At 36.0% G+C, this 20011-nt stretch carries 19 protein-coding genes; 1 reads left to right on the forward strand and 18 read right to left on the reverse strand.

What is annotated here, in order from left to right:
- Window positions 1-9: 9 nt before the first annotated feature.
- The 8 genes from lepB to DXD68_RS19280 form a co-directional block, all read right to left on the reverse strand.
- Window positions 10-885 (reverse strand): signal peptidase I, encoded by an 876-nt coding sequence (gene lepB / locus DXD68_RS19245; protein ID WP_122363119.1) that lies wholly within the window; start codon window positions 883-885, stop codon window positions 10-12.
- Window positions 886-889: 4 nt separating this feature from the next.
- A complete protein-coding gene (locus tag DXD68_RS19250) occupies window positions 890-2389 on the reverse strand; it encodes a transglutaminase domain-containing protein (RefSeq protein ID WP_122363120.1) in 1500 nt (499 codons plus the stop codon).
- A gap of 32 nt (window positions 2390-2421) precedes the next feature.
- On the reverse strand, window positions 2422-3483 hold the full coding sequence (locus DXD68_RS19255; RefSeq protein WP_122363121.1) for a BF3164 family lipoprotein: 1062 nt from the start codon (window positions 3481-3483) through the stop codon (window positions 2422-2424).
- Window positions 3484-3489: 6 nt separating this feature from the next.
- Window positions 3490-4131 (reverse strand): hypothetical protein, encoded by a 642-nt coding sequence (locus DXD68_RS24030; RefSeq protein ID WP_147383011.1) that lies wholly within the window; start codon window positions 4129-4131, stop codon window positions 3490-3492.
- An 82-nt stretch (window positions 4132-4213) separates the two neighbouring features.
- Window positions 4214-4459, reverse strand: a complete 246-nt coding sequence (locus DXD68_RS19265) for an NVEALA domain-containing protein (protein ID WP_122363123.1) — start codon at window positions 4457-4459, stop codon at window positions 4214-4216.
- A 208-nt stretch (window positions 4460-4667) separates the two neighbouring features.
- The gene (locus DXD68_RS19270; RefSeq protein ID WP_122363124.1) at window positions 4668-5549 is read right to left on the reverse strand and encodes a DUF1573 domain-containing protein; all 882 of its coding nucleotides are present in this window, start codon (window positions 5547-5549) and stop codon (window positions 4668-4670) included.
- Between the two features lie 8 nt (window positions 5550-5557).
- Window positions 5558-6622 carry a BF3164 family lipoprotein gene (locus DXD68_RS19275; protein WP_122363125.1) on the reverse strand — a complete coding sequence of 355 codons (1065 nt, stop codon included), beginning with the start codon at window positions 6620-6622 and terminating at the stop codon, window positions 5558-5560.
- A gap of 5 nt (window positions 6623-6627) precedes the next feature.
- On the reverse strand, window positions 6628-6858 hold the full coding sequence (locus DXD68_RS19280) for an NVEALA domain-containing protein (RefSeq protein WP_122363126.1): 231 nt from the start codon (window positions 6856-6858) through the stop codon (window positions 6628-6630).
- 188 nt (window positions 6859-7046) lie between these two features.
- On the opposite strand from DXD68_RS19280, the gene DXD68_RS19285 reads away from it, so the two are divergent.
- Window positions 7047-8021, forward strand: coding sequence for a transcriptional regulator (locus tag DXD68_RS19285; protein ID WP_158585911.1), 975 nt, complete (start codon window positions 7047-7049; stop codon window positions 8019-8021).
- A gap of 4 nt (window positions 8022-8025) precedes the next feature.
- On the opposite strand, the gene DXD68_RS19290 is transcribed toward DXD68_RS19285, so the two are convergent.
- The 10 genes from DXD68_RS19290 to DXD68_RS19340 form a co-directional block, all read right to left on the reverse strand.
- The gene (locus DXD68_RS19290; RefSeq protein WP_122363128.1) at window positions 8026-9963 is read right to left on the reverse strand and encodes a discoidin domain-containing protein; all 1938 of its coding nucleotides are present in this window, start codon (window positions 9961-9963) and stop codon (window positions 8026-8028) included.
- 533 nt (window positions 9964-10496) lie between these two features.
- Entirely contained in the window at window positions 10497-11666 is a 1170-nt protein-coding gene (locus DXD68_RS19295) for an ATP-binding protein (protein WP_122363129.1), read from the reverse strand.
- A gap of 357 nt (window positions 11667-12023) precedes the next feature.
- Window positions 12024-12242 (reverse strand): DUF234 domain-containing protein, encoded by a 219-nt coding sequence (locus tag DXD68_RS19305; protein WP_122363130.1) that lies wholly within the window; start codon window positions 12240-12242, stop codon window positions 12024-12026.
- Window positions 12243-12594: 352 nt separating this feature from the next.
- Window positions 12595-13035 carry an HU family DNA-binding protein gene (locus DXD68_RS19310; RefSeq protein ID WP_122363131.1) on the reverse strand — a complete coding sequence of 147 codons (441 nt, stop codon included), beginning with the start codon at window positions 13033-13035 and terminating at the stop codon, window positions 12595-12597.
- 273 nt (window positions 13036-13308) lie between these two features.
- Window positions 13309-13587 (reverse strand): Txe/YoeB family addiction module toxin, encoded by a 279-nt coding sequence (locus DXD68_RS19315; RefSeq protein ID WP_122363132.1) that lies wholly within the window; start codon window positions 13585-13587, stop codon window positions 13309-13311.
- Window positions 13584-13844, reverse strand: coding sequence for a hypothetical protein (locus DXD68_RS19320; protein WP_122363133.1), 261 nt, complete (start codon window positions 13842-13844; stop codon window positions 13584-13586). The genes DXD68_RS19315 and DXD68_RS19320 overlap by 4 nt, the downstream gene beginning before the upstream one ends.
- Window positions 13845-13953: 109 nt before the next feature.
- Window positions 13954-16038, reverse strand: a complete 2085-nt coding sequence (locus DXD68_RS19325; RefSeq protein ID WP_122363134.1) for an O-antigen ligase family protein — start codon at window positions 16036-16038, stop codon at window positions 13954-13956.
- Window positions 16025-17221, reverse strand: a complete 1197-nt coding sequence (locus tag DXD68_RS19330) for a hypothetical protein (protein ID WP_122363135.1) — start codon at window positions 17219-17221, stop codon at window positions 16025-16027. The genes DXD68_RS19325 and DXD68_RS19330 overlap by 14 nt, the downstream gene beginning before the upstream one ends.
- A gap of 7 nt (window positions 17222-17228) precedes the next feature.
- The gene (locus tag DXD68_RS19335; protein WP_122363136.1) at window positions 17229-19547 is read right to left on the reverse strand and encodes an outer membrane beta-barrel protein; all 2319 of its coding nucleotides are present in this window, start codon (window positions 19545-19547) and stop codon (window positions 17229-17231) included.
- Window positions 19548-19786: 239 nt separating this feature from the next.
- Complete coding sequence (locus DXD68_RS19340; RefSeq protein ID WP_122363137.1) at window positions 19787-19987, reverse strand: hypothetical protein; 201 nt, start codon at window positions 19985-19987, stop codon at window positions 19787-19789.
- Window positions 19988-20011 lie beyond the last annotated feature (24 nt).

Consider the following 20011-nt stretch of genomic DNA (forward strand, 5'->3'; position numbering starts at 1 on the left):
GCTTTCGGTTTAATGAATTACTTTTAAAAAACGACCCCATCTGAACTTATCCGTATACGGATCTACTGATTTCCATATAATCCAGGCTTTCCCAACAATATATTCTTCAGGCAATAAGCCCCAATAACGTGAATCCTGTGAATTCATGCCGTTGTCGCCTGCCATGAAGTAGTAGTTTTTCAGGAAACGATACCCACTGATCGGTTTCCCGTTGAGAAAAGCTATAGAGTCTTTGTATTGGAGACTTTCTTTTTGTTCCCACTCAATCAGTTTTTTATATAATTGGAAATTTCGCTGATTCATTGCTATGGAATCTCCTTTAGCTGGTATATAGAGAGGTCCGAAATTTTTAATATTCCAGCCAATCACGCTATCGAACGGAAAGCTGTTATAGATTCCGTCTCCAAATTTATTTGTTGTGGCTATTTGTTTTTGTGAGTTTGTATTGCCGAGAGGTGCTTGTATTCCTTGAACATGAAAGTACCCATTTTGAATGGACAGGGTATCTCCCGGTAATCCTATACAACGTTTGATGTAATATTTCAAAATGTGCATTTCTATTTTATCCCAGCTGTTCGGATGGGGAAAATTGAAAACCAGAATATCATTCCGTTTTATTTTCTTAAATCCTGGAATCCGGTAAATCTCTGTTTGCTCATTTCTCATAGAGGCGAACAGATTGAAAATACGAGGACCGATTGTCGGCTTCCAAACCAATACATTATCTCCGGTAGTCAATTCTGGCTCCATCGAATCACTGGGTATTTTGAAAGAAGCAAACACGAATACCTGCACAACAAACCACAAAGCAACTATCATACATAGCCAGAAAACTATATTGATTGCTTTATTTATTAGATTTTGTATAAGTGTTTGTTGCTCCATGATATCAATATCTTTTCAAACTGTCGTTTTCAATAAATAATATACGTTGATTAATTATTTTTTCCGGAACTGTATACCATAGTAAAGCATTTTTTGGTATTTGATCATATGTCTGTGTGGTATCTGTCTCACTAATATATTTTAATGGGATGAACCTTGTTTTGTCTGTGTCCCAATAATGTAGTGTATGTGTTTGATCAGATTTGTTTTTGCGTTTATTGAATATAAAGATTTGTTTATGTTCTTTTTGTGGAATGAACTTACGTGTATATCCCTTTTTGTCACTATAAAAAGGAGCAGTGATATAACGCAATCCGATTCCATCAGGAGAGTCAGCAATCATAAAAATATTATCTCCGACAACATTGTCGAAATAGCAAACAGTATCTTTTCTCTGTCCGATTGCTATTGGATGCCATTCGTAATAGTTATAAATGCACAAGTACACTTGGTTTGATTTACCCCTTTTTATGTTTCTCTTATCGATAGAAACCTGTATTTGTGTTGTTTTATCTAAATATTCATCGGTAACATCATGTATTAAAGGATTTTTCAGATAAGTAATATATCCATCATCATCCATATCAATTATAGAAAGATCAGAGTCAAAACAGTTGCGATAAACTTTACTCGGTCGCAGATTACGTTTTTCAGAAAAATCTTGTGCATGTAAAATCGGTAGTTGCCCTTCAGGATCAAAGCTATAAAACTTGCCATTATCCAAAACAACACACCATACATGACCCAAATCCATTTTTGTCCAAATAGTTTGATCTATAGTAACTGGGATACCAACAGCTCTCATAATAAAAATTCCCAAATTGCATAAACCATCACATAGGCCAATACTGGAACGATATGTCTCATCTATAGTTGGGTATAGAGAAAGTCCTGTATCTTTATATTTAATAAAGTCTTTTAGGTATTTTTGTAGAGTTATGCATGCTTCTAATGGTGTATTAACTTTGGCTGAATCTAATATAGGAAGGAAACGTTCCTTTATTTCTTTTCTTAGATTTGATATTTCTTCTGTTTGTGCTCGGTATGGGAGAATGTATCTACAGAAGTCATTAAAAGAAATATTTCGTGCCCAAGGTTTCTGCCAAACTTCGAATGCTAGTTCTATATTATTGATAAGGAACCTACTGTCGAGTGATGAAATGTCATATACTTTTTGTTTTTTGATTCTATAACCTTGTCTAAGTAAAGAATCACAATGTGTCTTAACTGCTTTTTTTCCATTGAATAAACTTATGTCAGGTCGATATTTTTCTCCTTGAGAAGATAGGAAATATTCTTCTTGAGAGAAGTGGTAAGGCATGTTCTTGATTAGGTAATGTGCTGCTTGCAATTTTAATTCGTCATTTTTATAATGATTTATAACTTTCTCTTGTATAAGAGAATATTTATTATGTTCTCTTGAACCATATTTTAGTTGCTTGTCCTTTTGAAAAGTACAAGATGTAATTAAAATGATATAAGATATGTAACTAAAATATTTCATATAAATATTATAAAAACACTGGATTTTTTTTATTATAGTTGCATCATTACAATATGATATTCAGGCTCATTAGTTATACCATATAATCTATCAGTTTTAGGATCAATCGTAAATGAAAAAATGGGAGTATCTAAATTGTAAATGCGGATTGGATTTCCATCCCAATCAAAAACAAATAGAAAATCATTGTTAAAGTCGTAATTGTCAGGGTCGTATATTTTTCCAGAGTATAAAACATAGATTTCATTTTTATATGCAATTGGAGAAAAATAACCATCTTTAGACTTCCCCTTCTCAAAGCCTATAGTTTGTTCATTGCCATTGTTGTGAATTATGATTGAAGGAAAGAATCCTTCAGGGCCTTGTTTGCGGGTAATAAGATTTCCTTTCATATCATAAATTTCTATTAAATCGGTATAATTATATGCAACGAATATTTTATCCTTCTCTTCATTTGCTACTATACTACATTCATATCCTGCCATTTTTTGAATGGTATTTAACTCGTTATTTTTAATAATGGGGTATTCCCCTTTAGTCTCAATGAATTCTCCATTTAGATTAAAGAATGACAATCTTTGGTGTTCTGGGGAATGTATAGTTGTAACTATTGTACCGTTTTTTAAGAGTTGTATGTTACTAACGAAATCCTTGAAATTAATTGTTTTTTTTAATACAGGTGATTGATTGTGGCAAAAATCAAATTTGTTATATATAGCAAGCTTTTGTTTTCCTCTATCTAAAATACAGACATCAGAATCTTGGACAATTACATGTTTAGGAGCAATCATTTCATCTGGACCATTTCCAAAAGAAATATATTCTCCGGTTTTTTCAAGAGTATTTAGATTATATCTGTCTATAAATAAATCAGTTCTCATGTTGATTAATACTAAAAATGAATCTATCGTATATATATGTACAGGTCTTTTTACAGGCTCCTCAAAGGAAACTGATTTCCCTTCCAATGTCTTTGTTTGTTTAAAACTTTGGAGAGTAAAAAATTGTGTGTGTTCATATTCTTTATTTGAATTGCATGCAGAAAATACACTTGTTATAATAATGATGTATTGTATAAATATATATTTGTTCATCTTTTTCTATTTTTTTGATGTTGTAGTATAAATAATAGTGATGTATCTTTTTATTTCAGAAAAAGGTTTTTTTGAATGATCGAATTGAATAAATAACGAATCATTTTTTGTGTATTTACGTATTATCTTTTCCATATTGTTATTAATATCATCCTCGTATAAAAATATTATTGGAGTGTTTTTGCTATTGTTGAGTATTTTATGATTGAATGGTATACTTTTAAATTTGTGATCTTTATTCACATTTCTATACCTGAAACGAACTAAACTTGGTAGCATTGTATAGATTGTTAATATCTCACAATTAGCTGTGTCTGCTATTATTTCTGCAGAAAAATAGTCGTTACTTGAATAAGTAGATCTTTCTAGTAAATTGTCGTCATTTTCAATTTTTTCATTGTCTATGTATTCTTCCATATATATTGAAACTGTTGTTTCAGAAGTAAATTTGTTACTTTTTATTTTATTTATTTTGAGTTGAGGTGAAGGTAAATAGGAGGCTGTCTCGCTTTTCGAAACAGTTTTAGATGTAAATACATTATTTCCATTTTTTTTGAAAAAACTTATCGAGTCTACATAATTCTGTGACGAGATTGATTGTGAAAATGAAGTAATCAATATGGTTATAATAATTAATGTATCTTTCATTTTTATAAATTATAATGTAGGACAAAAATGTATCAAAAAATAATATTACCAAGATACATATTTTGCCCTACAATGTTAATGTTTATATACGAGCTCTAAAATAGAAACATATTTGATTAAGATGTCCATCGGAGTATACAAGGCAGTCAGAAATAGAACTAGCGGTACAATGCGGAATACAATCAAATGCACCTTCACCTAGTGCTAAAGCTTCTACATTAGCTAATGCTAGATCTGACAAATCCACTTCATTTTGACTTTTGCTAAAATTCCAGCCAGCTGTAGTTACTACGGCTGCGATAGCTATAATACCCAAAAACTTTTTCATACTTGTATTATTTTAATTGTTTGTATGATTATTATTAAATCAGGTAATTTTCTATCTTTGCTTACTATTATTCAGATTTAGATAGTCGAATGGCACCTGTATCATTCTGTTTTGTCGGTTATATTACCATCATACACCTCCTTTTCGGGGTCTCCGGGAGTTTGCTTGTACAATTTTGCCGTCGTGCAGCAAACTCCCTTTCGTTCGATCACCGAACATTCCCCTTTATCCTCCCCTTGATAGGTTGGTTGTTCATACTATTATACTTAATTGTTACGACTTCATCGAAGAAACCAGTATCCTTCGGTGTCATCTTGATTCCCACCTGGAGACTTTCTCCGGGTTTCGCAGGTCGTTTGTCATACGTGGCTGCCGTACAGCCGCAGGTGGTACTTACGTCCACTATCACGAGGGGATTGTCCCCTGTGTTTTTAACCTCTATGGTTGTTTCTTTTATTTCCGATTTGTTGAATGTGCCGAAGTCTATCTCTGTTTGTGTCGCTTCGGCTGTTGTTTTCAACATATTTTTGGTTGAACTTTCTTTTCCGGTGATTTGTTTCAGATAAAGGTCTTTGATTGCTGTATTGTGTACAGGGTTACCCAAAACTGCAACTTTGTTATTTTTGTCGAGCAAAAATGTCTGAAAAGTCATATCTGCCGGAAATTTGTTTAACTTATTCAATAGGTCTTCTCTATCAATGCAAACTGGTAGATTAAAACTTTCTCGTTTCAACAGGTAACGTATCTCTTTGTTGTCTTTCGGATGAAAGAAGAAGAGGAACGGCACTTCTCTCTGTGTCATGGAATCGGTATACTCAATCAACTCTTTCCATTTAGGTAGTTGTAGTTTGCAGCTGGTGCAACCGATGGAATCGACATAGACTAATATTTTGTAGTCAGATTGCGGTATCTGATAGTCAGTCGTATCTGTCAGATAACGGGTGAAGATTGCATTTTCTGGAAACAGAATTTGTTTCCCTTGCCATTCGTTTACCAATTGTGAGATGTGCTTTTCTTTCTCTTTGTGCTCGTTTTTGCAGGAGAAGAAGATAGGTAATAATACTAGTATGATTAGATTTAAAGTTTTCATCTTGTCCTTTAAATTTTAAATTCTATAATTGGATCATCACTTTCAACCTCGGTAGCGACGATCGTATTTGTTTTTTCGTTTATATCAATGCCATATATGGCTCTGTCAAGAGTGTATTTTTGAACAGGATTACCCTGTAAGTCGAAAACATAGATGAACCGACTTCCGTCTTCCGGTTCTTTTCCTCGTTGATAGGCAGCTAGCATTTCTTTAAATTTAATCCCTTGAAATACTGCATAAATATGTTTGTCTGTTACTTTTATGTCACAAAATCCCATAATGCCTATCGGAATACTTGAGCCATTATTGCCTATTTTGAATTCAGGTTCTCCTTCCGGACCATACAAAACTTTATGAGTGCTGTCTTTTAAATTGTAAATTTCTAATGTTTCCCCTAGTTGCGTAGCCATAACCAGTATGCCATTATCCGGATTGTAATCCATAAAACTACGCCATGCCTGTGCTAATGCCGGACGGGATATTTCTTTATCGGCTGTTTCGCTGGGTATTTTACCTATGCTTTGGACTGGTTGACCATTGTTGTCTACTTCCCAAAAACGATGCTCTCCCAGATAGTCCGGAATCAAAAAGCCCGATTCCATCGCATAAAAATCTAGTGAACGGACTAATTTCTTATTTAATTTAATCTCTTCAACCCGTTCCGCAGAACCGGTTGAAGGAGAGATTTTCCAACGTGTAATCTCCATCTTGTTGGCATCGAGTGTCCATAAAGAGTCCAGAGAGTTAAATTGAATGTTTTCTGCTGATAACATCTCTTCTGGAGCTTCCCCGCGTTTTCCAAATGAAACAACATGTTTCCATCCCGGATAGGTAAAGGCATGCAGGTAATGGTCCATATTATGTAAATCCATTACTACCGCTATACTATCCTTGACCGCCACCCTAAACGGGTAGCGGAGCAGGATAGTATCCAGAGGAATTATCTGGGCACGTATTGCTTTCTCCTCGGGAAAAGTTGTATAACGGGGGTAGTGCGTACCGGGGGAACCGGTACAACAGATCAAGCTTTTTGTAATAACTATACCTACTAATATGTATAGGAGATGTTTCATGAATGCTAGTCTAAGCTGTAATCATCGACAATATATTTTACTTTAGTTCCATTAGGGCAGTCTAAAGGACCACTTCCTCGACAAAACCACATACTACTTCCTCCTTCACCAGCGGCTAAGGCTTCTATGTTTTCCAAAGCCACATCTGATAAAGGGGTGCTTTTTTCTTCCATAAGATAAATACCTCCTGCTAGGAGTATTCCCATTACTGTTACTTTAATAAGAGTTCGTTTCATTGTTCTTTAAAATTTTTGTGTGCAAATGTATAGGTGGGGCCATAAAGGACCAAATATTTGCACTGACATTTCACTGACAGCTTAAAATAAGGCTATTTTTGACTAGATTATACCAATTTGTATTATAGATTGTGTAAGATTATCTACTTTTGTACGAATCAAAATAGAAAATAACAATGGTTTTGTTGATGAAGAAAAAGGTGTTCGTTGGATGCTTATTATTGTGCATGATGACACTTTTAGTTTATTCTATGTACATTTTTCACAGAGAGCGACAAGCTACTTTGTCGGATATTTGTAACTTATGTGATGAGATCATACATCAGGATAAAGAATATAGATTGAAAGAAACTGGTATATTATCTTCTTCTGGATATAAATCATCGGAGAGTGATAGTTCCACAGTCTTATATTCTAGTGGTCAGGTGGAGAAAGTCGCTAAAAATACCGACTCTTCTGATTTAATAACAGAAGAAAAGCTGTATAGAGTTGATCAATCTTTCCTTTTAATGGAGAATCCTATTGATGTAGTAGTTTTGGACAGCCTGTTTAACTTGGCTTTACAGCAGGGTGGCATGATAAATGTACATGCAGCATTGGCTTATACTGCAAATGATGATAAAACAGTATATAGTAATCCGGATTTGACTTTTTATAAGTCTGCTTGTGCTTTGCCACCTATTACTACAGGTGTAAAAGATGAAATTGTCTTACAAGCCTATGTAGAGATACCTTTTTATTGTGTGATTAATAGGAGCAAAGGACATTTTATTATTATTGGAATTGTATTTTGTCTTCTTTTGGGACTTTTAATAGCTATCAAGTATAATAAGAAATTTGTGACGCCAGTTTGTGAAGAGTCTAGAACGTTAATAAAAATCAAGGAGAATATACTTTTTGATGATGAAAAAGGAATTCTTTATTTTAATACTGATATTCAGGTACATTTGGTAAATTATAAATTGAAATTATTTGTTTTATTATTAGATAGCCCTGGACATTTTCAAACTTCAGAAGAGATAAAGATGATTGTATGGGAAAAAACTGGGGCTACAAATGATGTATTAAATACAACGATCAGAAGGCTTCGCAAAGATTTGGAGAATATACCTGATCTAAAGATTGTTTTTGAAAACGGAGGTTATCGGTTGAATATTCTTTAGTTATTTACCACCAAATCTGTTCTCCGTTTTCATAGGTGAATATTCGTTCTTCATTTCCTCGGGAATGATTATGTAGTAGATAAAGAGTTCGAGAGGGAACGTTGTCGTAGGTCACTTGTTCCTTGTCTGCAATCTGTTTGCCTGCTGACTCCCATTTTCCTGATTCAGACCAAAACATTAGTTCATACGTATCTCCAACGCGTATATTATTATCGTCATTTCTGAATTGATAATAAATCTTTGTTACCCTTTGAGGTTTATCTAAACTAAGACCAGCCCAAGCACCGTTAGGTTCATTTGCATCATAAAATGTCAGTGGGTTGTTATCGAATACCGCTTTTTTAGTTCGATTTGGATCGTTTTGGAAAGAACCTTCTGTTCCAATAACTATTCCCTCTACAGGTTTATTACTATTATCTGTATAAAACCTGACTTCTGCCATATTGCAACAGCCATCTATACCGGATAAATACCGAAGATATTTGAATCGTTTGGATTCCTGGATATCAACGGTGTAAGAGTTCATTGTCGCTTCATGCGTAATAGTATGCAATGTGACTGAGTCTTTAAAATCAATACGGTTAGCTCCTTGGAATTTCCCGTTCAATGTTCTCTTTTTGTACCAAAACCACCATTTGGGTGTAGAATGTTTGCGTGTTAAAATCATCTTTTGCCTCTGCTCATAGTCTGGCTTTAAATAGTCTGTTTTGCCATTTTTTTTAACGATGAACGGACAGGATGATGCTTTGAATTGATCCTTTTGGTAATAACCAGCAATATAAGCAATCTCTGATTCTAAGTGCCTGAATATTCCGCGTTTGTTTTTGATTTCAGTCCAAGCTACAGGTATCCAGTTTTTATTATCGAATACGCTTAAATACAAGATGTTTTCTTTTTTCTCACTGCAAGGTATTGCTATGTTTAGCTCTTCTTTGAAATATAGATCGGACACATCCCGCATGAATGCATTGCTGAGAATGGGAGGGATCGGCTTATTCCTATAGACCATCGGTAAACTGTTTTTTTGCACAGAAAAATATTTCCGGTAAATTATTCCCTTCTTTATTTCTGTTCCCGGATCGTGTTTTGAACCGGGACGTAAATCGTATAATTCAAATTCAGTGTATTTGCCGTTATTGTCTGTGACATAATTCCATGAATGGCCTTTGTGCATTCTGTCGGGATGTTGTAGGATGAAGTCTATACCACCAGATATGCCTAATGCACGCATGATATAAACGCTGAGGTCGCAACGGTCATCACATGTGCCGAACCTGTTGTCTAATAAATTTAATGCACCCAGATGTGGAAATTGATATTTGTAGTTGAACACCCATGTCTGTTCTTTTATATGATCGAATATGATTTGACATGCTTTAATCGGATCATTGTCTATACCCAGCGAATCTAATAGCGGTTGATATCGTTTGAAATAAACTTCTCTCCAATCCTCCAGAGGCTCGTTTCCAATTCTGTAAGGAAGTATGGTCTCACAAAAGTCACTAAAAGAGATATGTTTACCCCATGGTTTCTCTCTCCAAATTTTGAAAGACTGGTCTATGTTCTTTATAAGATAGTCTGCTGTTATGACATGAGCATCATACACTTTTCTGAAAGTATTATTAGAAAGTATTCCAAATCGTTTTTGAGCTATTTGAATTGCTTCGTCATCAGAACATTCATTTTCTATCGCGATTTTATATAGATTATTTTTATACTGATCGAGTTGTTTACTTTCGTATGCATAATAGAAAGGCATATTCTCAATCAGGAACATCGCGGCTTTGAGCTTGAGCGAATCGTTTTCATAATGCTTTAATACCTTCTCCAATTCAATTCTGTTTTCTCCGGCAAATTTTAACGCGTCATTTAATCTTTTCTTGCCTGATGGTTGGCAAGAAACTATAATAATTGGCAATAGTATGAAAATGAAATTTTTCATGTATATGTTATTTGTGTACAAATGAACTTATTTGGTTTCATTTTCATGGCTTCTTAGCAATGACATTTTACTGACTGTATTGATTAGAATAGGTTTTGACTGATTTGTTTTATTTTTTGATGCGATTGTGTAGTATAAAAACGTCTTTTGATCTGTTTCGTTACGAACGATTTTGCGTTATGCCTTTTATGAACAAAGCAATCTACAATATCCTTTTCTATCAATAGTATAAATATTTATATCTTTTATGGGAATAGCTTGTTATTCTTTCTTTTTGTCTATTTCTCCTCATATACCTCTCTAGAAGAATAGGGAATTGTATAACTTTTAATACGTAGAGTCTTTCATTTGACGCCATCGAACGAAAAGAACACATATATCAAATGAATAAAGCATATATGTGTTTTATTCGTTTGATATTTGTCAAACGCAAAGGTGAAAGTAAAAATGCTCCGGTGCGGCTACTTATTTTTGATGATCGTATAGAGATTATTAGTCCAGGGTGGCTTAAACACTTCAGAGTCTTTGTTCTATTAATAATTAAGTCCGAATTGCCATAAGGGGATTATATTCATATAGCCTTGTTCTATATCATCTTTTACGACAAAACCATTTTTTATACTTTGCAGCTGTTTTTGCTTTTTGTTTTTTCCACCTACTTCGAAGGTGTAGTCCGCTATTTGAAAGTCGGAAATAGTGGAGGTAATAACATCTTGTTCCACACGCATTTGATTGAGGAAAAATGTTTCCCGGATGTTTCCGATGTCTGCTGTTTCCTGCCCCAGGCAGTACATGAGAGTAGAATTGTCCAAATAGACTTTGTCGACTTTTCCAAGTCCCCTGATGCCACCGGTGTCATCACGTAATTGTGCGATTAATCCGGCCTCTTCTAAATAAAGAAAGTAATCGGACAGACTGTTTCGACTCACTCCCAGCATAGTTGCAATGCTGCTCATATTAGGCTTGAACGGCACACTACGGGCTATGATGGTGAGCAATTGCTTTAATTTTCGTGCTGTCGACACACTCATTTCGGAATATTGTGGAATATCAACTTCCAACGTTTTATTTATAACCTGTTGTAAACGTATATAAAACTGGTCTTCTTGGGAAAATGGATAATATCCCTCTTTCAGATAGGATTGGAAATAGGCATAAGGACGAAATTTATCAGGAACTTCGATGCGATGTTGTATAATATCAGTCAATGGATAAACAGGTATTTCTATGTGATGAAACAAGTTCAGATATTCGCGAAACGAAAGACCTTGCATGGAATAGACTATAGCCCGTCTACTTAGGTCTGCTGATCCTTTGTTAATATCAAGAATGGAAGAGCCGGTAAAGAATATTTTCAGATCTGCATGATAGTCATACATCAGTTTTAACTCCCGTGCCCAATCTTTGTATTTATGAATTTCGTCGATGATCAGATGAGTCCCTCCTCGTTTTACAAATTCATCAGCTAAATCCACCAGATGGTGGGCAGAAAAGTATAAGTCGTCGGCATTGACAAACAACGTCGTATTCCTATTCAGCTTTTCCTTGGCATATTGCAACATCAGTGTCGTTTTCCCCACACCACGTGGACCGACTAGTCCTAACAGACGGTTGTTCCAATTGATGCGGTCGAACATATATCGATGGAATGTAGTAGGTATGGAACGTAACATTGCATCGAAACTTGTTTGTAACTTGTCCATGATTCTTTATGTATTTCTGCAAATATAGTCAATTGCACTACAAAAAGTGCAATTTTCTGCAATATTTGCACTCTTTGCAGTGCAAAAGAAATACTTCCGGCTAATCTTTTCACTTATTCAACTCCTCCATCAAGCTTTCCACGCTGTCAAACGTTTCTTTATTCTTTGCCGTGCGTGCTTCTTTTATAGCCGATACTTTACTGACATAATCTTTAAATTTTGAATGTGAATAGATAATACTTTGTTTGTTCTCGAAAACATGACAAAGATATATCCCTCTCAAAATAGCAAATTGACTTAGGTCCGTTTAGTAGGGGATAACTCGGATTGGATGGAAGAATGGCAGGTTAGAGAGGATTACATGTCATCCATGCTGAAAATTTTTGTTTCAATTTTGTATTTAGAGAGCACTTTGTTTCTGATTATTTCTATCTTCTTGTTGAATTCATCCGGATTAAAGTTCTTACGCTGCCGTTTTACTTCGGCAACTAATGCGGATTTGTCATCGATATAAATTCCTACTATGTCAATCTCGCATGGCTCTTGCCCTTTTTTCACTTGCCACCATGAACCGATATTCCTGTATTAGTAGCGCTTTACCTTCGTTTAGGAATGGTGAGTCGGGTTGTACGATGTAATCTCACAACTTTTTAATACAAGTTTGGTTTTTCCGATACGTCTGCGCCCTGTCAATACGGTCATTTGTGAGTGGTTGCTAAAGGCAACCTTCTGTGTATCAATTAATAATTTTAATTCTGTCTCGCGATTATAAAACTTCATATCCAGCAAGTTAAGTTTATTTTTTCTGAAATTATACGGCGGTAAGTTTTACCGCCGTATAATTTGGCTGGCATTAATTGTATCATATATAAAGCAAACAGGTGGTTTTTATAAAAAAGTCCCAGGCTAAAACCTGGGACTGATCCGTTTATTCGATAACCGGTCTGTCATCTTCGTCGTCGGAATTGCCGCCGGAGGGGATGAGTGTTTGTTTTTCGAATTTGGCTTCTTTGCGTGCCTGGCGCAAGGCGGAACCGGGACTGAAAATGATTCGGGGTGTTTTGATCATGGAAGGATCGAATTCTTCTTCCGTTTCGGCTCCGCTGGAACCTAACCCGTATCGGAAGTTACCGAATTCGCCGAACTGTACCCGTCGTCCGGCTGCCAGATGTTTTTTGAACAGATGGTTCATACGGTCGGCCACACCTTTCACCTGGTTGGAGGGAATACCCGCCTCACTGATCTCTCCCAGCAACTCATCGAAACTGACCAAGTCTGAATAGACCGGTTGTGCATACAATTTTTTCGGGGTTTCGTCTTTGTCCTTACCCATGTTGTTTCTCTCTACCAAACGATACTTTAATGACATGATTTTTCAATTTTAAAATGTGAATAAATAATACTTAGCTTGTTTTCGAAAACATGACAAAGGTATATCTGTTTCACCACGAAAAATCGACTTAGGTCGGTTTGGGCGGGGATAGGTGGAGATAGGCAGGGGTGAATGGGAAACGGGCGATTTACATCTCATCCATTTCCTAAACTTAGGGTTTGACAATTGAAATTAATCTTGTTGTAAACATCGAAAACATGACAAAGAAATCGGTTGTTGTGACCGAGCAGGGGATAGGAATGCCGGAGATTATTTGTCGTCGTAATGTCCCTCTACGGTCAAGACCAATACGGTAACTTTCTCCTCATATATATCATAAATCAGGCGATCGTTTTTTGATATTCTTCTGGAATATGTTATCGAATCGCCTGATTTGAGTGGTTCGGGGTGTCCCGTCCCTGTCCTCGGATGCTCCATCAGCTCATTAAGCAGCTTAACGAGTTTTTTGTATTGCACAGGATTGGATTTCTTGTATTTCGATACAGTTTTTATCGCTATTTGGGTAAATTCAATCTTATACAAGCTCATAGTGCTTCCAAGAATTTATTAAGTTCTTCCTTTGTAGTGCAGGTCGTGACATTGCCCTCCCTGTATTGCCTGCGACCTTCTTCGAGCCTCTCTTCAAGTTTCGTAGAAAGGACAAAATCCTCTTCGTAAACGGGGGTCAGCATATAGGAGACTTTTCCCTTGCGCCTGATTACCACCTGATCCCCATTATCGGCGAGTGCAAACATGGATGCCTGCTTCTCCCTAAATTCTCTTGACGTAATCTGAATGACTGCCATAATTTTTACAGTTTATATTGTGTACCAAAATCGGTACATAAAGATAATACCTTTCTCCGAAACCACCAAACTTTTGCAGAAAAACAGCCTTGCAAGTGCGGATATCCTTTCAAGGATCGAAAATATATAAATCACCTCCATACCAATTGCTGAATTTAGCCTGATAGTTCATTTTGAATAAGAACTCGTCGCTCATCTCTTTTTCTTCCGGCAATTCGGCGGATGACAGGTCTTTTTGAAAGGCTCCGTATAGTAGCAGACGGTATTTATTGTCGTCACCCAGCAGATGCCAGGGAGTGGCAAGGTTGGGGAGGGCATCTACTGCTATCCGAAGATATTTGTCGGATACGGACTTATTACCGCACCACCGGGCGATATAACCGTATCGGGCATAGTCGGCAGGGCTATCTTCCGGAGTTGGGGTTAATGCGGATAGGCGTTCTAATAAAGTGTTATAAAATGCCGGATCATTTTGTCTCAAAAGACGAATTCGTTTGCCGGTTAATAGGCGGGGGGTATAACGGATGGCATTTACCAATGGCTGTAAAGCGGCCTCTTTCTCTCCTTGTTGGTACAAGATATCCGACAAGGCAGAGAGATAGAGTGAGTTTTTAGGATAATTAGTAGCCAGTTCTTCTATTATCTGCCGGGCTTTCCCAAATACTTTATTATCTATGTAGAGACGTGCTTGCAGATAACGGATTTGTATATCTTCCGGTTGTTGCAGCCGGGCTTTCTGCAAGACTTCTTCTGCCACTTGTTGATATTGGGGATTTGCTGTTTTTTGATAATATTGCATATACAGTAGTCCACGGTTGATCAGGTTGGGCGTTTGTTCCCCTGTCTGTTCCATCAGGCGGATGGCTTCTGCATATTGACCTTTTTTCCAGGCTATTATGCTTTGTTGCTGGTATGATTTATCCTGATCCTGGAGGAAGACAAAGGAGAGCCAACCCAGATAACAGCATGCGACTATTCCCGGGATTGTATATGCAGAAACAGTTTGCCTGTCTTCCTCTTCAACGGAAACCTTTTCTTTTTGTAAAAAGGCTAACATCACATATACCATAAACAAGGCAAAAGGAGTGTAGAGTAATGTAGCCTGTGCCATTTCTTTAACACCTAATGCCAGGAAAAGGCAGCCGATCATATAGCTTTCCGATTGCTTTCTACGTTTCAGGATCGTCCGGCAAACGGCTAAAAACAATAGTAGATAAAGCAGGGTGCCGATGATGCCTTTTTCTATCAATAGCTGCACGATGATGTTAGGAGCGTATGAAGTATATGGAAGCGTACTATCCTGGTTCAACGTTCGGTCGACGGCAAAGGTATAATTACCGTTGCCATATCCCAATAGGGGATGTTCCCGGAAAGTGTTCCAAGCGGCTTGTGTGGCGTTGATGCGCCCTTCAGTGCTTTGCTGCTGCGACGCAGTACGGTTCATTTGCAAAGTTGTTCCTGTTTCAGAAGGTAAAAACACGCTGGTCAGGACGAAGGCAATGACACAGATGGCCGGCAAACGTAACTGCTCCCGTTTCGGCGCCATAAACAACAACCATGTAACGACATACACACCCAGTGCGATATAGGCGCCCCGGGAGAAAGAAAAGAGTATCGCTAGTATAGTCAAGAAGATGAACAGCGTGGAATAACGACGCACCAGGCATACCCATCCCAGCAGAATAAGTAGTACTTCTGCCCATACATTGGTGATATAACCCAGCGGCTGGAATAGGAACCGGAAATGGTATGTATCCTCAAAATAGACACTCAGCACAGATTGGCGGAAGATAAAGAAAGAACAGATTGCCAATAATAAAGCCGCACCAACAGGCAACAAACTACCTTGTCCGATAATGTCTGTAATACGTTCCGTGCGGAAGAGTTTTCGTAACACGAAATAGGCTATCAGGCAGCAGAGGGAAAAAAGCGCTTTTGGAATTGCCGAGACGGGACAACTGGCATACAGGCAAGATACTATGTCGTAAAACGTAATCAAGCTGAGACCGATATCGATTACTGTCCATTGCCGGAGGGGGAGAGGACGTATGAGCGTCAGGCCGGTGATGAGCAGCAACAGGCAGATTTGCCATTTGTCTTCTGTTTGAAACAAAAGCATAGCCATTACTGCTATAAGTAGAATGGCTATGCTGGTATATTTCCAATGGGTATCGGTAGGATTATTGTTTGACATATCTTTTTACTAAAGGTTGAACTAATTTCCAGAACAGGTACCCGACCAATGCCAAGAAGAGCAATTGTGATCCGATATTGCGCAGCAGGGCAAACGGTGGTGCCATGCCATTGGACAAATAGAGGATCAGTTCGTTCACTGCGTCAGGGAATGTGCAGATAAACCGGTATAGGAAATTGGGGATAAGATAGAAAAAGTAGAAACCCATAAACAAGTTAACTACAATGGAATAGGCTAATAATCCGTATTTTGCTGCCGGGCGTATTTGCAACAGGTAAGGAACCGTTGTTATCGGCAGTTTGCGCATGCGTTTGTACCAATAGCCTAACAGTTCTTTTGAACGGGTACGCAGGTTAGGTATGCCTAACAGGTCGGAGGCGATCCAATAACCGTCAAATTTGAAGAACGGGTTTAGGGTCATCAGGAATCCAAAATTCATAATCAGGATGAGGTAACGCAAGATATCGTTTCCGGTAAAAAAGAATCCAATCAATAACCCGATCAACCAATAAGATTGAAAATAAACGCCTGCAATATTGACAATACAGCGTTGTGCCCTTTTTAGTTTCCAAACTTCGGTCACGTCGGTATAAAGGACAGGGAAATTTAAGTATAAACCAAATCCTATCCCACCATGTCGTACACCAAAATATTTACAGGCGGAGGCATGACCTAATTCATGCAAAAAGGAAGAAATAAGCGTGAATGTAAATAGCCCGAAGACGATATAAATATTGGCTTTAGTATTAAAAGCTAATAGATCATCTGTTGTTATGAAAAAACATATATCAAGTAATATGCTAACTGTCAATATAACAGTCATGCATAGAGATTTAAACAAAAAACTAAATTTATCCGAAAACTTATCAACAGTACTTACATTAAATAATTCCTTTTCATAAATGAAAGAGCTGTTTTTATTTGCATTAAGGGTAAAAATAGGTGTAATGAACTTATCTATAATTATTTGTACTTGTTCGAATGTGTATTTCTTTTTTGTTCGACAAATGTAAGCACTAATAGCTTCTTTTTCATTGGAATATTTTTGTAATTCTTCTACTAAGTCTACAATAGGCTTACTAGCTTCATAATATTTGGGACCATATGACAATAAATATCTTTCTTTCTGTGCAGAAGAAGACAAGGAATGAATTGAAATTTCATTATACTTATTTATTTCCATATCATTTTTACATGCTAATTTTTCCTGACTGCAAAATACTAGATCCGGAATCTTGATTATTAATCCGTTGATGATTATTTTGTTTTACCTTTCCAAAGTCTAAATTGATAGAAGCTGCTATATAGACTAATGCTCGAAAATCTTTTGTATGAACATTTGAATAGCTGGATGCTACATTTGATAAATTTCGAATAGCTTGTGAATAGTTTTTAGAGAATGGAAGGTATAAACCTGCTGATATATTCCATTTTTCAGCATTGTATCCGGCGCCAACCATGTGAAAATTCTGGCCATAAGCAATAGTTTCTCCCATTAGCGTATTATATCTTGTCTCCATTTGTGCATTGAGGAACCAACGCTCATAACTGGCAACTAAAGTTGCGTATAGCGATAAATTGTTATAAGTGTGAGTATAATTATTTCCGTTCATAATATAACGTGAGAATCTGGGGCGGATTTGTAATGATATATATTGACCAAATGGACGGATGTTGAATGTCGATTGTATTTGAATATGTTGCCAGTTCTTATGGTTTTCGATTGTGTTGATAATTCGATTGTTCTCTGTGAATATTGTTTCGGAAATAGGATTGTCTAAATATGTATAAGTACCCCTAAATTCGATACCTATATATTTGTTATTATAAGAATACATCAAACTCTGGCTGTAATTAGTACTATTTTTCAGAGAAGGATTACCCTGTCTTATCTGCCATGTATCTATTTCTTGTTCTACGTCATTCAAATCAGACAAAGAAGGAGAAGATGAAGCTATATTCAGACGATAACGAAGTACCATATTTTTGTTGAGTGAATATTGTAATAGTAAACGAGGTTGAGGGTTTAATTTTTTATAATCCTCATCTCCTTGCTTATAATAGGTATATTTACCACTTAAGCCTGTATTCAGACTGAACTGATTCTTTGAGTAGTTGTATTCTGCAAATAAATAAGATTCTGAATAATTCAAATTGATCTTGGATAGAATATCTCCACTATATTCATTTTCTGTACGACTTTGGTTATGTCGTATTCCTACGCTCAATTTTCCTTTTTGTTGAAAATCTTTTTCATATATACCTTCAGCAATGATAGAATACTTTTCTCCGTCTATGATTGAGTTTATATCCGATATGGAAATATTATCAATACTTTCAAAATAATTATGTTTGCTTTTAGAATCTATATATGTGCCTACTACATTGAATATCAATAATTGTTTGTTCTTTAAATTGTGCTGATAATACAAATCTAAAGATGGCGCATTCTCTTTCCATGTAGAAAAGTCTTGGAAAAAGGTTTTTTTATTAGTATTAGAACTAATTGCATGTCCTTGTCTATCAGAAAATTGATTGGGTACATCATTGAAGTTGTTACGTAGTGTTGCACTGAAAAAATATTTATCTGCATCAGATAGTGAATATTTAATAGAAGCCTTCAGTGTTTTGTCATTATATAATGTCGGTACTCCGGATTCGATACGAGTTATTTCTTCGTTCGGAAATATGTAATTGTATTCGTTTTCACGTGTCCATTTTACATGAGATTGATTATAATCGAAAATAATCCCTAATTGAGATTTATTCCAATTGTAATTTCCTGCTAATGTATATTGGTTTATACCGTTTTTTGATAGAGTTTGATTTCCATTAGCCATAAAATAACCACCCTGTTCTCTTTGTTTAACTATGTAATTGATAACGGCTCCAGCTTGATAGCGAACACCTGGCTGGTCTAAATATTCAATTCGGATGATATTTTTACTATCTAAAGTCATAATTTCTTCTTTTTCTACTTGTATGCCATTGATCTGTAAGATGACATTTTCACCATTGTCTGTAGTTATTTCATTGTTTATAGGGTTAATTTGGATACGGGAAAGTTGCATATTTCTCATTAAATTCCATCCATTATTAGATATATCCATTATAGATTTTGTAGGAATTATAATCTGACGATTAACTTCATAACGCCTATTTGAAGCTGTTACAACAACTTCTTTTAATTCCGTATCTGATTGCAAGAGTATATTTTCTAAATCGATATTTTGTTTTAAATTATAGAGTTTTATGTTTTCCGGTATGAAGCCGACAAATGAAATGACAACTTTATAGGTATCTGGCGTGATGTTTTTTAACCGAAATACACCTTTGACATCAGAAATACCTCCCGTAACTAAAATAGTATCTTGTTTGTATAGAGCAATGGAAGCCCCTTCCAAAATTTGTTTTTCCGTATCTAGGATTTTTCCTTTAATTTCAATCTTTTGGGAAAATGCAAAAACGGAAATTAAAGTTCCTAATACTGTAAATATATATCGTTTCATGATAGGGTCTTATTTTATAATGATTTGTATCTTGATTTTATATCAATGGTTGTATTTCATTTTTGAACGGTTCTCAACTCTTTTTATTATGATTTCATTTGAAGAATATATGTCAACTATTGATGTATAATGTTTATATTGTTATTCTTTATGTATGGAGACTTATAGGTGCGAAAAAATTAGTTATCGGTATTTCAAATACCGATAACTAATCATTTTAGATTCAAAACTCGTTACCTTTACTCATTACCTTTACAGCTAATAATCAAACAACAACTAGCAACTGCAGGTTCTTGGTCGGAATCGGTAGATAGTTGCAATAACTGTCCGACAGCTAAAGGATCTGTTTCCAATCTACTCTCCAATTCTTCAATGGACATTTCCTCCAAAAAAGATTTGTTTAGCGAAGAAACTTCTTCTTTCGTTTTTTTTGACTTCATTTTTTTATAGATTAATTAGTAAAT

Source organism: Parabacteroides sp. TM07-1AC, from assembly GCF_003480915.1.
Classification (GTDB): Bacteria; Bacteroidota; Bacteroidia; order Bacteroidales; family Tannerellaceae; genus Parabacteroides; species Parabacteroides chongii.

Bases quoted from the DNA above. Each gene is read 5' to 3' on its own strand.
- lepB (WP_122363119.1), bottom strand. From the start codon at position 885: ATGGAGCAACAAACACTTATACAAAATCTAATAAATAAAGCAATCAAT.
- DXD68_RS19250 (WP_122363120.1), bottom strand. From the start codon at position 2,389: ATGAAATATTTTAGTTACATATCTTATATCATTTTAATTACATCTTGT.
- DXD68_RS19255 (WP_122363121.1), bottom strand. From the start codon at position 3,483: ATGAACAAATATATATTTATACAATACATCATTATTATAACAAGTGTA.
- DXD68_RS24030 (WP_147383011.1), bottom strand. From the start codon at position 4,131: ATGAAAGATACATTAATTATTATAACCATATTGATTACTTCATTTTCA.
- DXD68_RS19265 (WP_122363123.1), bottom strand. From the start codon at position 4,459: ATGAAAAAGTTTTTGGGTATTATAGCTATCGCAGCCGTAGTAACTACA.
- DXD68_RS19270 (WP_122363124.1), bottom strand. From the start codon at position 5,549: ATGAAAACTTTAAATCTAATCATACTAGTATTATTACCTATCTTCTTC.
- DXD68_RS19275 (WP_122363125.1), bottom strand. From the start codon at position 6,622: ATGAAACATCTCCTATACATATTAGTAGGTATAGTTATTACAAAAAGC.
- DXD68_RS19280 (WP_122363126.1), bottom strand. From the start codon at position 6,858: ATGAAACGAACTCTTATTAAAGTAACAGTAATGGGAATACTCCTAGCA.
- DXD68_RS19285 (WP_158585911.1), top strand. From the start codon at position 7,047: ATGAAGAAAAAGGTGTTCGTTGGATGCTTATTATTGTGCATGATGACA.
- DXD68_RS19290 (WP_122363128.1), bottom strand. From the start codon at position 9,963: ATGAAAAATTTCATTTTCATACTATTGCCAATTATTATAGTTTCTTGC.
- DXD68_RS19295 (WP_122363129.1), bottom strand. From the start codon at position 11,666: ATGGACAAGTTACAAACAAGTTTCGATGCAATGTTACGTTCCATACCT.
- DXD68_RS19310 (WP_122363131.1), bottom strand. From the start codon at position 13,035: ATGTCATTAAAGTATCGTTTGGTAGAGAGAAACAACATGGGTAAGGAC.
- DXD68_RS19315 (WP_122363132.1), bottom strand. From the start codon at position 13,587: ATGAGCTTGTATAAGATTGAATTTACCCAAATAGCGATAAAAACTGTA.
- DXD68_RS19320 (WP_122363133.1), bottom strand. From the start codon at position 13,844: ATGGCAGTCATTCAGATTACGTCAAGAGAATTTAGGGAGAAGCAGGCA.
- DXD68_RS19325 (WP_122363134.1), bottom strand. From the start codon at position 16,038: ATGTCAAACAATAATCCTACCGATACCCATTGGAAATATACCAGCATA.
- DXD68_RS19330 (WP_122363135.1), bottom strand. From the start codon at position 17,221: ATGGAAATAAATAAGTATAATGAAATTTCAATTCATTCCTTGTCTTCT.
- DXD68_RS19335 (WP_122363136.1), bottom strand. From the start codon at position 19,547: ATGAAACGATATATATTTACAGTATTAGGAACTTTAATTTCCGTTTTT.
- DXD68_RS19340 (WP_122363137.1), bottom strand. From the start codon at position 19,987: ATGAAGTCAAAAAAAACGAAAGAAGAAGTTTCTTCGCTAAACAAATCT.